Below are 14,237 nucleotides of genomic sequence, written 5' to 3'. Positions count from 1 at the left end.
TAATATCATCTTTTCTATGTTTACTCAATAGATTATCGCCTGTATTTTCATTTTTTTATTATTATTTTTAAAATTATGAAAAATATTATTTTTTTAGTATCTTCAGCAGAAAATCTTAATATATATATATTTAAACAAAAACTTAAATCTTCAATTCTTTTTTGTTTATTTTTTCGTTTTTGTAAATTTTCATTTAAAAAATTCAAATTAAAAATATTTCTTTTCAATATTTTTTTGAATGTTATTTCTTTATCACTTCACATATATAAATAGATTTTATTGCAAAATAATAAAAGCTATTTTAGACCCTCTATATTGAGAGTAAAAATAGCTTTTATTCATACAGTTAATTTTTCTTTTTTTTAATAAATTGACTTTATCTATTATTTGGCTTTCATTTGATATTTATCTGTAATTTTAACATTATATTTTTCTTTTAGATTTTGTATAAGTAGGTTTTGTTTTTCTGATGTTAGACTACTTACTAAGTCTGATTTTATCTCTTCAAATGGTTGATATTTTTCATCAGTTTTCTTAATTATATGATATCCATAATCACTTTCTACAAGTTTGTTAGATATTTCTCCTTTTTTCAATGCAAATGCTGCTTTTTCAAAAGATTCTACCATTTGACCTTTACCAAAGAAGCCTAAATCTCCGCCTGATTCTGCACTACTATCTTCAGAATATTTTTTAGCTAGAGTAGCAAAATCTTCCCCAGCTTGGACTTTTTTAAGTATTTCTTCTGCTTCTTTCTTAAGCTCAGCTTTTTTACTATTGCTAACTTGTTTACCTTTTTCATCAACAGTTTTTATTAAAATATGTGAAGCTCTAACTTGTAAATAATTGCTTTTGTTTTTATTGTAATAATTCTCTGCTTCTTTATCAGTCACTTTGGCTTTTCCACTTAAGTATTTTGATGCCACTAATTCTTTTTTCATATCATCTTTTATATATTTTTCAGTCAAATCAAACTGTTTTAAAAATTCTTCTTTAGTCATTCCCATTGCAGATTCTATACTAGTCATTAAATTATTATATTGAGCATCTAATTCGTCATTAGTTATACTTATTTTCTCTTTTGCTGCTTCAGAGGATAATATATCAGATGTAATCATAGTCTCAATCATATTTGATTCATATGAACGTATTTCGTCATCAGTCATAGTAGTTTTTGCATTTAAATAAAATAATGGCTCCATTCTCTTTCTTAACATTTCACCTGTTATTTTTTTATCCCCAATAGTAGCTACTACTTCATTGCTATTATAGTGTTTTGAAGTAGCAGGCAATTTTCTTCCAGCTTCTTTGCCAAAAACATAACCTCCACCTAAACATATAGCTCCTACTGCAACAATCGCTATAACAGCTTTAAGTGTTTTGTTGTTTAGCTTTATTTCTCTTTTTTTAACTTTGTTATCAGTATTTTTTTCATCTGACACATCATCTTTTTTAGAACTTACATTATCTGAATTTTTAGATTCATCTAATGTATTTTCTTTTGGGTTTTTTTCTTCAGACATTAATACCCTCCTTAATTTTAATTGTGCAATACTTCACATTTATTATTTTACATTAAAATAATATTAAATGTGTGAATCAGAAATGAAACTCTCATGAATTTAAAATGAAATTAAATACTTCTCAAACTATATCTTATAAAGTTTCTTCCTACTTTTGTATCTCCATATTTTAACATTTGTATAACTTCATTCTTTTCCTTTTGCAAATAAATGGAACATTCTTCTAAAGACTTAAATATCTCTAAAACTTCACCTTTTTTATTTACTAATTCAATTTTTTTCTTTCCACCTCTTTTGATTATAGACTTATATTTTTTAAAATATTCATCGTATTCTTCATCAATACATTCAAATCTATAATTCATTTTTAATGCTTCAATTTTATCATTCGTCAAAATTTCATTTCTTTTTTCATTAGAAAGCCTTGTACTAAATATTTTATCATTGAGAATATTAAATATCTCAGATGGAGATTTACTATTATCTATATAGCTCCATTCAGTTTTACAGTATTCTTCTATATTTAATACTTCACTTAAATAATTTATTGCATCTCCAAAGTAATCCATATATCCATATTTTAAATTTTCTCTTATATATCCTAATGGGACTTTGAGGTTTTTACTACACTGTATATGAGTATCAAAAATCTGCTCTTCTTTAGTATACAAGTTTATAGCTTTTATACTTTTTCCTCTTTTTATTTTAATGTCTTTTATGTACTCTAAGTCTTCTTCTGTCAAACATTCACTTACATCTTTTTCTTCAACAACATCTTTTTCTAGATTATGATTTTCATTTTGGTAAAGTTCTTCAAACTTATTTAAATCTGTTTTTTCACTTTCAACTTGAACTTCTTTTTTACATAAATTTATATTTTTATCATTAATAATTGCTTCTTTATCATCTAAATTTATGGTCTTTTCACTAATTAACCAATCTTCTTCTATTATTTTTTCTGCTATTTCCATATCATCACTTACTACTTCTACTTTAGTTAATATTTCATTATCAATATTAACTATGACTTCCTCTTCATCTATCGACTTTTCTTCAGATAATATTTTTTCATTTTTTAATATTACTTCACCTTCTTCTTTTGCTGACTCACTTTTTTGTCTTTTTTTAACAATACCAAACCACTTTTTTAACACTCAATGTTCCTCCTAATACTTTATCTACTATTCTATACTATCATATAAAATATTACTATTCTTATAAATCACTTAATTTTCATATGTTTTTGATACTTCCTATGTTTAAAGAAAGGGTATTCAAGTGAAAAAGGCAACCTATTTCTAGTAGCCCAATATGACCTCAAATTTACGATATGCAATTACTGTTCCTAAACTAATTCATACATCAGTTTAAGCTAGTAGATTTTTACTTTCTACACCATTATCAAAAAACTTACTATTATACTTAGGATATAATATAACATTTACATAAATAGACTATATTATCATTTGATTTATATTTATTATCCATAATGGTATTATATATTAATTATTTACATAATCCAACAATTTCTATCTATCACCTTATATCTCATATGTAAAAATATATTCAAGAATAATCATAAATCACAAAAATGGATTTAATTAATCATTATAGACCTTAAAACTCAACATGATTAATCAAATCCATTATAATTAATATAAACAAATTTAAAACTATATACTAGATTTTTTTACTATAAAAGGAATAGTTATAGTTGTACCTATTAAAGCATCTACCATATCAATCATAGTATCTTCTAATCCTCCAGCTTGTGTAGTAGTACCAATAAAAGTATCCATTAAAAATTCACCTATTTCCCATAAACTTGCTACTCCCATGCTAAACATGAATATAAATATAACTAAAAATACTTTACTCATTTTACTTATATCTCTTTGTATATAGAAATATTTAATCATAGAAAATGCCACAAGACAAGATATGACACCTGACCATAAATGTAAAAAATCATCATAGTAATTTATATCATAAAAATTAAAACAAGTACCTAGTAATGATGAAAACATTATAAATAAAGCAAGAACTATATACAATTCTTTACTTAATAATTTCTCATTTTGTTTATTTATAAAACTCAATATAAAAGTACCAATTAAACTAATCGCTACTAATCCTACACTTCCAAACGCCCTATTTATTGCAAAAAATATAGCAGAAAAAATATAAACTATATATAGTAGTATGGTTATTGGTTTTAAGAGTTTATTCATACACGCTTTACCTTTCTAAAACAAATTTATAATAATTTAGGGTTAACATCATTGTCACCATGCCCATAAAGTTTTAATGGCTTAAGAGCTGGTCCTTCAAGTATATTCCCCTTATAGTCGAATCTAGAACCATGACACGGACAATCCCATGTTTTTTCTTCACTATTAAAATTAAGTTCACATCCTAAATGAGTACATGTAGTATCTACAATATAAAAATCACCTTTATCATCCTTATACACACCATATCTCTTTCCATCAATGTTGACAATCTTTCCTTCTCCATTATTTTTAGGCATATCTCCACTACCTATTTTTAATTTTCCACTTACATAATTTATTGCTACATTTGCATTTTCCTTTATAAAATCTTTCGAAAAATAACTACCCAATCTCGATGGATTAAAAGTATCTTTATACTCAGAATTATTATTTATTATCAAATCTTTTATTATTATTCCAGCAGCAGTTCCATTAGTAATTCCCCACTTAGAGAACCCTGTAGCCACATAAATATTGTCTTCTCTTTTATTTATATAACCTATATAAGGAACATTATCAAAACTCATATTATCTTGAGCTGACCATTTACCCTTAAAATCTTTTACCTTAAAGACCTTTTTTCCATAATTCTCTAGGTCCTCAAATATTTCTTTTTCAGTTCCTCCCTGACCAACTTTATGGTCTCCTCCTCCAAAAATCAGTAAATTCTCACTTCCATCATTATATTGTCTAAAAGTTATTGCTGGGTCATCTATACTTATAAACATACCATCTGCTAATTTATTTTCCAAAACTGCAGCCATTAAGTAAGCACGCTCTGCATATTCTTTTGCAAAATAAAAATTCAATCCATCATACCATGGACTATGAGATGAAATTATAACATTTTCAGCTTCTATTATATTATTTCCTCTTGTCTTAACTCTACATATTTTGCCTTTTTCTAAGTCTACTACTGGCGTATTTTCATATATTTCTAGCCCTAAACTTACTGCTATTTTTGCCAATCCATCAATATATTTCTTTGGATTAAATTGACCTTGATTAGTAAAACTAATAGCCCCCTTTATATCCAATGGAATATTTTCTACAGTTTCATGGTATTCACAATCTATTCCTATTTTCTTACATGTACGATATTCATCTTTAATGTCCTTTATAGTATCCTCTTTTTCTGTAAATACAAAAGAAATTTCCCTTTTAAAATCACAATTTATATTATTTTCTTCTATTATTTGCTCAACTAAATTTAAAGCTTCATTATTTGCATTATAATATGATTTTGCTTTATCTAATCCATATTTTTTCTCTATCTTAGAGTAAAATATATCATGCTGACAAGTTACCTTACCAGTATTTCTTCCTGAAGTTCCATATCCTATTTTATCAGCTTCAACAAGTACCACTTTTTTACCTTCTTTTGCTAATAAATATGCAGTTGTCAATCCAGTTATTCCACCACCGACTATAAGACACTCTGTTTTTATATTTTCACCTAATTTTTTATATTCTTTTGGACTTGAATTTAAAAACCAATATGATTCATTCATTTAAAATACTCCTTTACATGTTAAATAATAATAGTTTTCCCATCATGGAGTTTATTTATTATAAATAGTATAAAAAATAAGCTTAATAAAAAGCTAAATTAAAAATCACTTAGTTTTCTTGTTTTATACACCAGACTAAACTTATATATATTTATAATTTCTATATTATTTTCTTAATCAATAGTATTTATGCTAAGTAAAAATGAGGATATTTTAGATTTCAATACATAAGATGATGTTGTGCTAACAATTATAAATTGTTAGCCACCAACTCTTTTATTGATTTAGTTCGTTTAATATTTTTTTGATGTGTAATATAACAATCTCTCTATAAAAATATTTACTTAAAAATTTATTTTATATAAATTAATTGTAATTCTTACTTATATTCTTTTGTAAATAGAAAAGGAGTATAAAATAATAGCATAAATATCAATCTTTGTATAATACTATGGTAATTAATAATTATTTCAGAATCATTGAAAATTAATCCTAAGCTATTAATTAGAACATGCATTATAGAGCAAAACCATATGTTCTTAGTTTTCATATAAACATAACCTAAAAATATAGAAAGTCCAATACCATATATCAAATGGGCTATAGCTCCAATTATTGGAGTTTGAGGACTATATAGTGTAAATTGTAAAGGTAAGTGCCATAAACTCCAACAAGTGCCTACCATTACAATACCTATTTTTTTACCAAATCTATCAAATAAAATACTTTGCAAAAAAGATCTCCAACCATACTCTTCACATAAAAAAGGATAAATGTATACTAATGATATTATAGGAAGAAGAATATAATTCAAGAAATTCTTATAATCAAATTGATTATCACTTATTATTAATCCAAAAATAATTTGAGAAAATAAAAAGTAAAAAACTAGCAAAATACCTATCTTAAAATTTTTAAAAATATATAAACTTGTTATTTTATAAGAATAAACAATAACACATAAACTACTTATTAAAATTAACATAAAATACATTAATTGAAATTGATTAATACTTATTAACTTTAATGATTCAATAATAAATATAAAAAAGTAAATAATAAAAAATAATATTACTGATGAATAGAAATTATATTTATCATTATTTCTTCCCTCTGTGTAAAATTTTGCAATAGAAACTGAAGATAATGGCAATATCATCATAAATTGAGCTAAAATTTCTGAATCTATTAAATGATTAAAACATATTGCTAATAAACCTAGTGAATAAGATAAACCATAAGTTATAGAAAAAAATATTATAACTTGTAGTTTTTTTCTTTTTATTTCATCACTGACATATGTTGGCTTTAAAAAGTTTACCCATTTTGATTGTAAATTCAACAAACATAACCTCCCTTTTTTATAAAAAATAACTGTAAAAATCATAAAATTTTTCTACTTATACTCATATCATTATATTTCTATATATTTATAAAGTCCTTATTACTTACACGACTGCTGACTAAACTCTTATAATTCTTTTTTTGAATATGTATTTACAGAAAAAATATCCAATTTCGTTAGAAATTTATTCTTCTATTTAAAATTTATATAAAAATCATTTTTATGCAATTAGTTTACTATTATTTTTTTAATATTACAATATATTTTTATATACAAAAAAATACAACAAATATTATTTTCTAGTTCGAGTGAATATTAAAATAATATATAATTTTCTTTATATTCTAACTTAAAAACAATTTAAATACAAATCAAGCAAAACACACTTATTTTACTTATATAAAAATAAAAGACTGTCAAGATAACAATTACAAATCGTTATATAACAGCCTCATAAAATCCTTATTTTAAAATAATTCATCAATATATTAATTTTTATAAAACATCATATTTTAAGTTCTTGAATATCCTTTAATTACTATACTTCTTGATTTAATGGTTTTTTAAGTAATGCCAAAAGCATCATTCCAACCACAGCACCTATAGCTATAGCTAATATATATCCAAGTGGATGAGTAACTACTGGTATAACAAATACTCCTCCATGAGGTGCACGAAGAGCTGAATTAAACAACATACTAAGTGCTCCTGCCACTGCTGAACCCCCAACACATGCTGGAATAACATGAAGCGGGTCTCCTGCTGCAAAAGGTATAGCTCCTTCAGTAACAAATGATAACCCCATTACATAGTTAACTTTACCAGAATCTCTTTCTTCTTTTGTAAATCTATTCTTAAAAAATGTAGTTGCAAGAGCTATAGCAAGTGGTGGAACCATGCCACCAGCCATTACTGCTGCCATTATTTCAAACTGCCCTGATTCAAGTGATGCAACCCCAAATACATATGCTGCTTTATTTACAGGTCCACCCATATCCACAGCCATCATTCCACCTAATACCAATCCTAAAACTATTTTTGAAGTTCCACCTAAACCATTTAAAAATCCAACCATTGCATTATTAATTGCTGTAACTGGAGGTATTACTAAAAATGTCATTATAATCCCCATCAAAAGTGTTCCAAGTAAAGGATATAATAGTACTGGTTTTATTCCTTCCAATGAAGCTGGTAATACACTAAATATTTTTTTAAGTCCTTCTACTAAATAACCTGCTATAAAACCTGCTAGTAATGCACCTAAAAAACCTGAACCACCATCACCTGCAAGAGCTCCTCCTACAAAACCTACAACAAAGGCTGGTCTATCAGATATAGAATACGCTATATATCCAGCAAGTACAGGTAACATAAATCCAAAAGCTTTATCTCCTATCCCTTTAAAAAACGCTGCTATTGGCGTATTTGAACCAAAGTTTGAAGGATTAATAGAATAGTCATCAAGTAAAAATGCTATGGCTATAAGTATCCCTCCACCAATAACAAATGGTAGCATATTGGATACACCATTCATTAGGTGTTTGTATACTTTTCTAAATCCACTTTCACTTTCATCATTTGATTCGTTGTGACTTCCTTCTCCTCCGTGATAAATTGGAGCATCTCCATTTACAGCTTTATCTATAAGTTCTTCCGCTTTGTGTATGCCATCAGCTACCTTAGTCTTTATGACTTTTTTGCCATTAAATCTAGCCATCTCAACATTTTTATCTGCCGCCACTATTATACATGTTGCATTTTTTATTTCATCTTTTGTAAGCTTATTTTTAACACCTGCTGAACCATTAGTTTCTACTTTTATTGATACACCTTTACTTTCAGCCATTTTATTTAAACTTTCAGCTGCCATAAATGTATGTGCTATTCCAGTTGGACATGCTGTCACTGCCAATACTTGAGGATACTTATTAATATCATTCTCTTTAGCATTTACTATATTTTTCTTACTGGCTTCTTCGTCTTGATATTCTTCACTAAATTTTTCTCTTTCCTTTTTATCTATTATTTCTTTAAACTCTTTTTCAGAAGTTGAATTTATAAGTTTCTTTCTAAAGTCTTCATCCATAAGTATTGTAGATAATCTTGATAGCACTTCAAGATGAGTATTGTTAGCTCCATCTGGTGCAGCTATCATAAAAAATAGATTTGATAAGCTTCCATCAAATGACTCATAATCTATACCTTCTTTTGACACAGCTGCTGCTATACAAGCTTTAGTAACTGATGAATTCTTAGCATGAGGAATAGCTACACCTTCTCCAATTCCTGTTGTGCTCATTTCTTCACGAGCTAAAATTGCTTTTTTATAGTTTTCTTTATCATTTAAATTTCCACTATTTGCAACTAAATCTACTAATTCTTCTATTGCTTCTGACTTGTGTTTTGATTTTAAATTTAATTTAATTGATTTTTCATCTAATAAATCTATAATTTTCATAAATACTAATTACCTTTCTATATATTTTTTAATATTTTAAAACTTGTTTATAGATATTTCATTTATCAATTCATCAATATATTCTCTTTTGGCTAAGTCATACGAAAAAGCAGTTGCACTTCCTGAAGCTGCTCCCAATTTAAGAGCATAATCATATTTTCCAGTATTTAAATATCCAGATATAAATCCTGCTACCATTGAATCACCTGCTCCTACAGAATTTTTAACCTTTCCTCTAGGCACATTACTTATGAGTACCTCATCTTCTTCTGTAATCAGCAATGCTCCATCTTTACCCATTGATACTAAAACATTTATAGCTCCCATTTTCTTTAATTTTTTAGCATATTTCACTATATCTTCGTTTGAATTTAATTTAACACCAAACATTTCTTCTAATTCATCGTTATTAGGCTTAATTAGAAAAGGTTTGTACTTTAAAACATTAAGAAGAAGATTTTTAGTTGCATCAACTACAACTTTTATATTCTTTTCTTCTAATCTAGACATTATATTTTCATATAGTTTTTCATCTAAAGTAGATGGGATACTTCCTGCCAAGATTAAAATATCATCTTGATTTAGCTTATCAAGTTTTTTATATAAAATATCAATATCTTCATCACCTATATTGGGACCTTGCCCATTAATCTCAGTTTCCTCTGACTCTTTTATTTTTATATTTATCCTTGAAAAACCATTTTTTAGTTTTATAAAGTCTGTCTTCAAATTTTTTTCTTCTAATGTTTTTATTATATATTCTCCAGTAAAACCACTTATAAAACCTAAAGATGTATTATCATTTCCAAGTTCTTTAAGTATACGAGATACATTTATACCTTTTCCTCCTGGATAAACGTATTCTTCATTTACACGATTTGTACTTCCTGTCTTTAGTTCATCTAGTTTAACTATATAATCTATTGATGGATTTAATGTTACTGTATAAATCATCTTGCCACCTCTTTTTTATTTATTCACCTTATGCTTATATCTTAACTTCATATTAATATCCTTGAAAGTCAAAAAATTTCTCTTAATTAAAAGAGAAATTTATCAATTTTATTTTATTTAGTTTTATATTATCCAAATTTGCAAGTGTATATACAGTACTATATACTATAATGTAGCTTACTTAAATAGACTTACAAACTTTTCAAAGCTACTATTTTCACATATGCTTATAACTTTTGCTATAGAATCTACTCTCTTATATATATTTGAAAATATTACTTCATAATCTAATATTTTGTCCTTATCGAGTGCTAACATTATTATTAAACGGACATCTGATATTTCCCAAGCAATAGGCTTCTTCAATATACCAATTGCTATTTTATTATTAAAAACCTTTCCAATAGCTCCATGTGGTATAGTTACCATATTTCCTATTTCTGTTGTAGCTATTTTTTCTCTTTCAAAGTAAGAATTTTTCATATCCTCATCTATATAACCCTTTTGTACAAGTTTACTCGCCATAAAATCTATAACTTCTTCTTTACTTTTAAAATCCAAATCAGTAAAAAATAGCTCACTATCAAACAGATTTTTTATATCTAAATCTAGATATATAGTCCCTGTTTCTATATATTTCTCAATTAATTTAACTTCTTTCTCACTTAAAATTGGAGATATATTTATTACTGGTATATCACCTATTTCAATAGGAATAGTGGATATTACAAAATCAACATCAATAACTCTTATATATTCAACTAAATATGAAGGAATAATCTTTAATATTTCTAGTTTTTCTTTAAATATATTTTCTAATTTAGCTTTTATTAGCATTGATGTGCCTATACCTGAAGTACAAACTATTATGGTTTTGAAAACCTTATCTTTGTTATTATAAGATGCTCTTTCAACTGCTCCACCTATATGAAGAGCTATGTTTGCAACTTCATCTTCATTAATTTCTATCTTCAAATCTTTTTCTATTGTCTTTTTAGCTATATTAGCTAGTTCAAAAGCAAATGGATATTTTATTTTTATATCTTGAGCTATTATAGATGATTGATTTATGCCTAGCTTTATTTTTTTACATAAACTACTAATATGCTTATATAAAAATTCCTCAAATACCTTATCATTACTTATATCTATTGATGTAGCTAGTTTTAAATTTTTACAAAACGTTTTTATTGAATTTATTATAATTTCTTTGTTTTGTTCATTTTCTAGAATTGAGCTTCTCTTATTCCTATAATTTTCTACATAATTCTCTATAAATTCTTTTTCATCATACTTATGTCTGCTTAACATAACTAATATATTATTTAACACGTTTTTAAATTCTATATCAGTTAATACCAATCCATTTTCATTTAATATGTCTAATAATATTTTTTTTATTATTAATTTTTTTTCCTTTATATCATCATTTAAAAAATCACTTAGACTCAACTGATTATCTCTCTTATTGCTTAAATCAACTATACAATTTAATATCTTATCTTCACTTTCTGAAACACATATACCTTGTTTATGTTTAGATTTAACTGAAATTGAATACCTTTCCAACAATCTTTTTACTTCTTTTAAATCATTTTTTACTGTTGAAACACTTACATACATAGAATCGGCTAAATCTTCAAGCCTTATAGTATTTTTTTCTTCATTACTTAATGTTAATACTTTTCTGATTATATATTCTACTCTATCTACATCATCATAGAGATTACTATTTAGATTCACCTCATCAAAACTTCCCTCTAGTTTATAACCAACTCCTCTTATTGACAAAATTTTACTATTTCTAAGTTGTTTATTAATATCCTTTATTTCATTTTGTATAGTTTTTGAAGAGCATCCTATCTCTTGACTTAAGGCAAGACCACTAATTGTATCATTTGAATTTAACAGTATTTTTATTATATTTATCTGCCTTGCTGTTATATTTAAACTCATAAAATCACCTTTTACTCTAGATATTGATTTCTTAATTTTTTTATTTCTTCTTTATCTAAATTAAATTCTCCATATAAATATGCTTCTACACTGTTGTATTCTTCATCAATTCTTCTAAACGCAGTTTTCATATACTCTTCATTTACACCAAATATATATTTTAAATTTTCTTTTGGAATTCCCTTAAATTTAGGCTTATATTCTATAAATCGCTCTATCTCTTTATCTGCAAAATCGTTACTTTTTAGATAATCTTTCATTATGTTCTCTCTTGATACACCTAAAATCATAAGAATTATAGCACTCCCTACACCAGTTCTATCCTTACCAGCTGTGCAATGATTTAATATTGGTAAATTAGAATAGTCTTTTATAAGTTCTACTAGTTTTTTATATGATGGATTGTTTATAGGTAGATTATAGTAACTATTATTTAACATATTAAATGCACCATCTTTTTCAAACAGACTATCAATCATATCTTCAATAGAGCCAAAACTACCTTCTGATTCTTCTAGCTCTCTCATAGCTGGAATTCTTATATTTTTTATACTTGATATTACTGTTGATGGATGTTTACGAGCTTCTTCGTCACTTCTATAATCAAATATATATTTAATATTTAACTCTTTTAAAGTCTTTATATCATTTTTACTTAGATTTGATAATTTTGCAGACCTATAGAATAAACCTCTCTTTACAGTCCTACCATCTTCTGTTTTATTTCCACCTAAATCTCTAAAATTTTTCATATTACCACCTCTTAAAAACTATCTATTATACTTTTCTTAAACATCGATAAATTAATTTTATCACAATTTTATGTTCTTTATTTAAAATATTTTTTAGTATTTGATTAGTAATTGTAAAATTTAAAAGTATATCCTTATACAAAATTAACCTAAATTTTACATAATTTACTTACTTTGTAGAAGCTTTATAGTTTATAATCAATATACAGTAGTATATTTTATGTAAAAAAGACCATATTTAGAATAATATCAAATACATTGGAGGTTTTATATTATGGACATTCAAAAGCAAAAGAATTTTATAATTAAATTTACATATGTAGTTTTAATAGCAAGTATTGTATATATTGTACTAAAATTCTTATTACCATTGTTAATGCCTTTTGTAATCAGTTTTATCATTGCATCCATCTTAAGACCTATTATAAGACTTATTACAAATAATACAAAGTTAAATCGTACATTTATTTCAGTAGTAATACTTTTAACCTTTTATGGATTGTGTATATTTTTATTAGTTAGTTTTGGTGTAAAGATATTTGCAAGTGTAAGTGACATATTTTTTAGGCTTCCCGAAATATATAAATCAAGCATACAACCAACACTAAACACTTTATTTTCAAAGATAGATGCTAGTACACCTAATATTAACCTAGCGTTGATACTTGGTTGGGATAATATAAGTCAATCTATGATGTCTTTAGTAGCTTCTGTTTCAACAAATGCACTCAATGCTATTGCAAGTATTGCAAGTAAAACACCTGCATTTATGTTAAAACTTATTATTACTTTAATTGCTTCTTTTTTCTTTACTTTTGACTATCAAAAAATAGTAAACTTCATCTTAAAACAATTTCCAGAAAAAAGTCAATTGATGATAATAAATATAAAAAATAGTAGTATTAATGCTCTTTTAAAACTGCTAAAGGCCTATGCAATACTACTATCTGTAACATTTATAGAACTACTTATTGGACTTAATCTCCTAAGAGTCGAAAATGCATTTATTATAGCTGTCATCATAGCACTTGTTGATATTTTACCAGTTTTAGGTACAGGAAGTATTTTGACACCTTGGATGATTATTTCATTAATTAATGGAAATATCCACTTATCAATAGGGCTTTTAATAGTATACATCATTATAACTGTTGTTAGACAAATATTAGAACCAAAAGTAGTAGGACACCAAATTGGTCTTTATCCTTTAATAACTTTAATGTGCATGTTTGTCGGAGCTCAACTATTTGGAATCGCTGGATTATTTGGATTTCCTATCGCAGCTACAATCATAAAAAATTTACACGATAATGGGATTATTACTGCATTTAAATAGTTTAACCTTAATATTTTTATTTAAATTAAAAATAGGCTGTTTCAAAATTGGATATGTCCCTGTCAAGTAGACAGCCTTAAAAAAGGCTATCTTTACGCGGAATGAGTTCGATATTCAATCGGACTCATT

The 14,237-nt window shown here is 26.0% G+C and carries 10 protein-coding genes; 1 reads left to right on the top strand and 9 read right to left on the bottom strand.

What is annotated here, in order from left to right; genetic code table 11:
* Positions 1–383 precede the first annotated feature (383 nt).
* The 9 genes from KGF39_RS09385 to KGF39_RS09345 all read right to left on the bottom strand — a co-directional run bounded on the left by KGF39_RS09385 (position 384) and on the right by KGF39_RS09345 (position 12,772).
* The gene (locus KGF39_RS09385; RefSeq protein ID WP_227822100.1) at positions 384–1,523 is read right to left on the bottom strand and encodes a peptidylprolyl isomerase; all 1,140 of its coding nucleotides are present in this window, start codon (positions 1,521–1,523) and stop codon (positions 384–386) included.
* Between the two features lie 110 nt (positions 1,524–1,633).
* On the bottom strand, positions 1,634–2,677 hold the full coding sequence (locus KGF39_RS09380; protein WP_227822099.1) for a hypothetical protein: 1,044 nt from the start codon (positions 2,675–2,677) through the stop codon (positions 1,634–1,636).
* Positions 2,678–3,196: 519 nt separating this feature from the next.
* Entirely contained in the window at positions 3,197–3,754 is a 558-nt protein-coding gene (locus KGF39_RS09375) for a hypothetical protein (protein ID WP_227822098.1), read from the bottom strand.
* A gap of 26 nt (positions 3,755–3,780) precedes the next feature.
* Positions 3,781–5,307 carry an FAD-dependent oxidoreductase gene (locus tag KGF39_RS09370; RefSeq protein ID WP_227822097.1) on the bottom strand — a complete coding sequence of 509 codons (1,527 nt, stop codon included), beginning with the start codon at positions 5,305–5,307 and terminating at the stop codon, positions 3,781–3,783.
* A 379-nt stretch (positions 5,308–5,686) separates the two neighbouring features.
* Entirely contained in the window at positions 5,687–6,694 is a 1,008-nt protein-coding gene (locus KGF39_RS09365) for a CPBP family intramembrane glutamic endopeptidase (RefSeq protein WP_107594490.1), read from the bottom strand.
* 496 nt (positions 6,695–7,190) lie between these two features.
* Positions 7,191–9,110: a PTS fructose transporter subunit IIABC gene (locus tag KGF39_RS09360; protein WP_227822096.1), complete on the bottom strand. Its 1,920-nt coding sequence runs from the start codon at positions 9,108–9,110 to the stop codon at positions 7,191–7,193.
* Between the two features lie 36 nt (positions 9,111–9,146).
* Entirely contained in the window at positions 9,147–10,064 is a 918-nt protein-coding gene (gene pfkB, locus KGF39_RS09355) for a 1-phosphofructokinase (RefSeq protein WP_227822095.1), read from the bottom strand.
* Between the two features lie 177 nt (positions 10,065–10,241).
* Complete coding sequence (locus KGF39_RS09350) at positions 10,242–12,020, bottom strand: BglG family transcription antiterminator (RefSeq protein ID WP_227822094.1); 1,779 nt, start codon at positions 12,018–12,020, stop codon at positions 10,242–10,244.
* Positions 12,021–12,031: 11 nt separating this feature from the next.
* Entirely contained in the window at positions 12,032–12,772 is a 741-nt protein-coding gene (locus KGF39_RS09345) for a tyrosine-protein phosphatase (protein ID WP_054274298.1), read from the bottom strand.
* A 274-nt stretch (positions 12,773–13,046) separates the two neighbouring features.
* Between KGF39_RS09345 and ytvI the strand changes: the two genes are divergently transcribed.
* On the top strand, positions 13,047–14,108 hold the full coding sequence (gene ytvI / locus KGF39_RS09340) for a sporulation integral membrane protein YtvI (protein ID WP_054274299.1): 1,062 nt from the start codon (positions 13,047–13,049) through the stop codon (positions 14,106–14,108).
* The last annotated feature ends 129 nt before the right edge of the window (positions 14,109–14,237 follow it).

The organism is Clostridioides sp. ZZV14-6345 (assembly GCF_020657775.1).
Classification (GTDB): domain Bacteria; phylum Bacillota; class Clostridia; order Peptostreptococcales; family Peptostreptococcaceae; genus Clostridioides; species Clostridioides difficile_D.
The sequence above is the reverse complement of the archived record's forward strand: the minus strand, read 5'-3'. Positions and strand labels throughout refer to the sequence as shown.

Excerpts from the sequence above, each read along its gene's own strand:
- KGF39_RS09385 (WP_227822100.1), bottom strand. The coding sequence starts at position 1,523 with ATGTCTGAAGAAAAAAACCCAAAAGAAAATACATTAGATGAATCTAAA.
- KGF39_RS09375 (WP_227822098.1), bottom strand. The coding sequence starts at position 3,754 with ATGAATAAACTCTTAAAACCAATAACCATACTACTATATATAGTTTAT.
- KGF39_RS09370 (WP_227822097.1), bottom strand. The coding sequence starts at position 5,307 with ATGAATGAATCATATTGGTTTTTAAATTCAAGTCCAAAAGAATATAAA.
- KGF39_RS09365 (WP_107594490.1), bottom strand. The coding sequence starts at position 6,694 with ATGATTTTTACAGTTATTTTTTATAAAAAAGGGAGGTTATGTTTGTTG.
- KGF39_RS09360 (WP_227822096.1), bottom strand. The coding sequence starts at position 9,110 with ATGAAAATTATAGATTTATTAGATGAAAAATCAATTAAATTAAATTTA.
- pfkB (WP_227822095.1), bottom strand. The coding sequence starts at position 10,064 with ATGATTTATACAGTAACATTAAATCCATCAATAGATTATATAGTTAAA.
- KGF39_RS09350 (WP_227822094.1), bottom strand. The coding sequence starts at position 12,020 with ATGAGTTTAAATATAACAGCAAGGCAGATAAATATAATAAAAATACTG.
- KGF39_RS09345 (WP_054274298.1), bottom strand. The coding sequence starts at position 12,772 with ATGAAAAATTTTAGAGATTTAGGTGGAAATAAAACAGAAGATGGTAGG.
- ytvI (WP_054274299.1), top strand. The coding sequence starts at position 13,047 with ATGGACATTCAAAAGCAAAAGAATTTTATAATTAAATTTACATATGTA.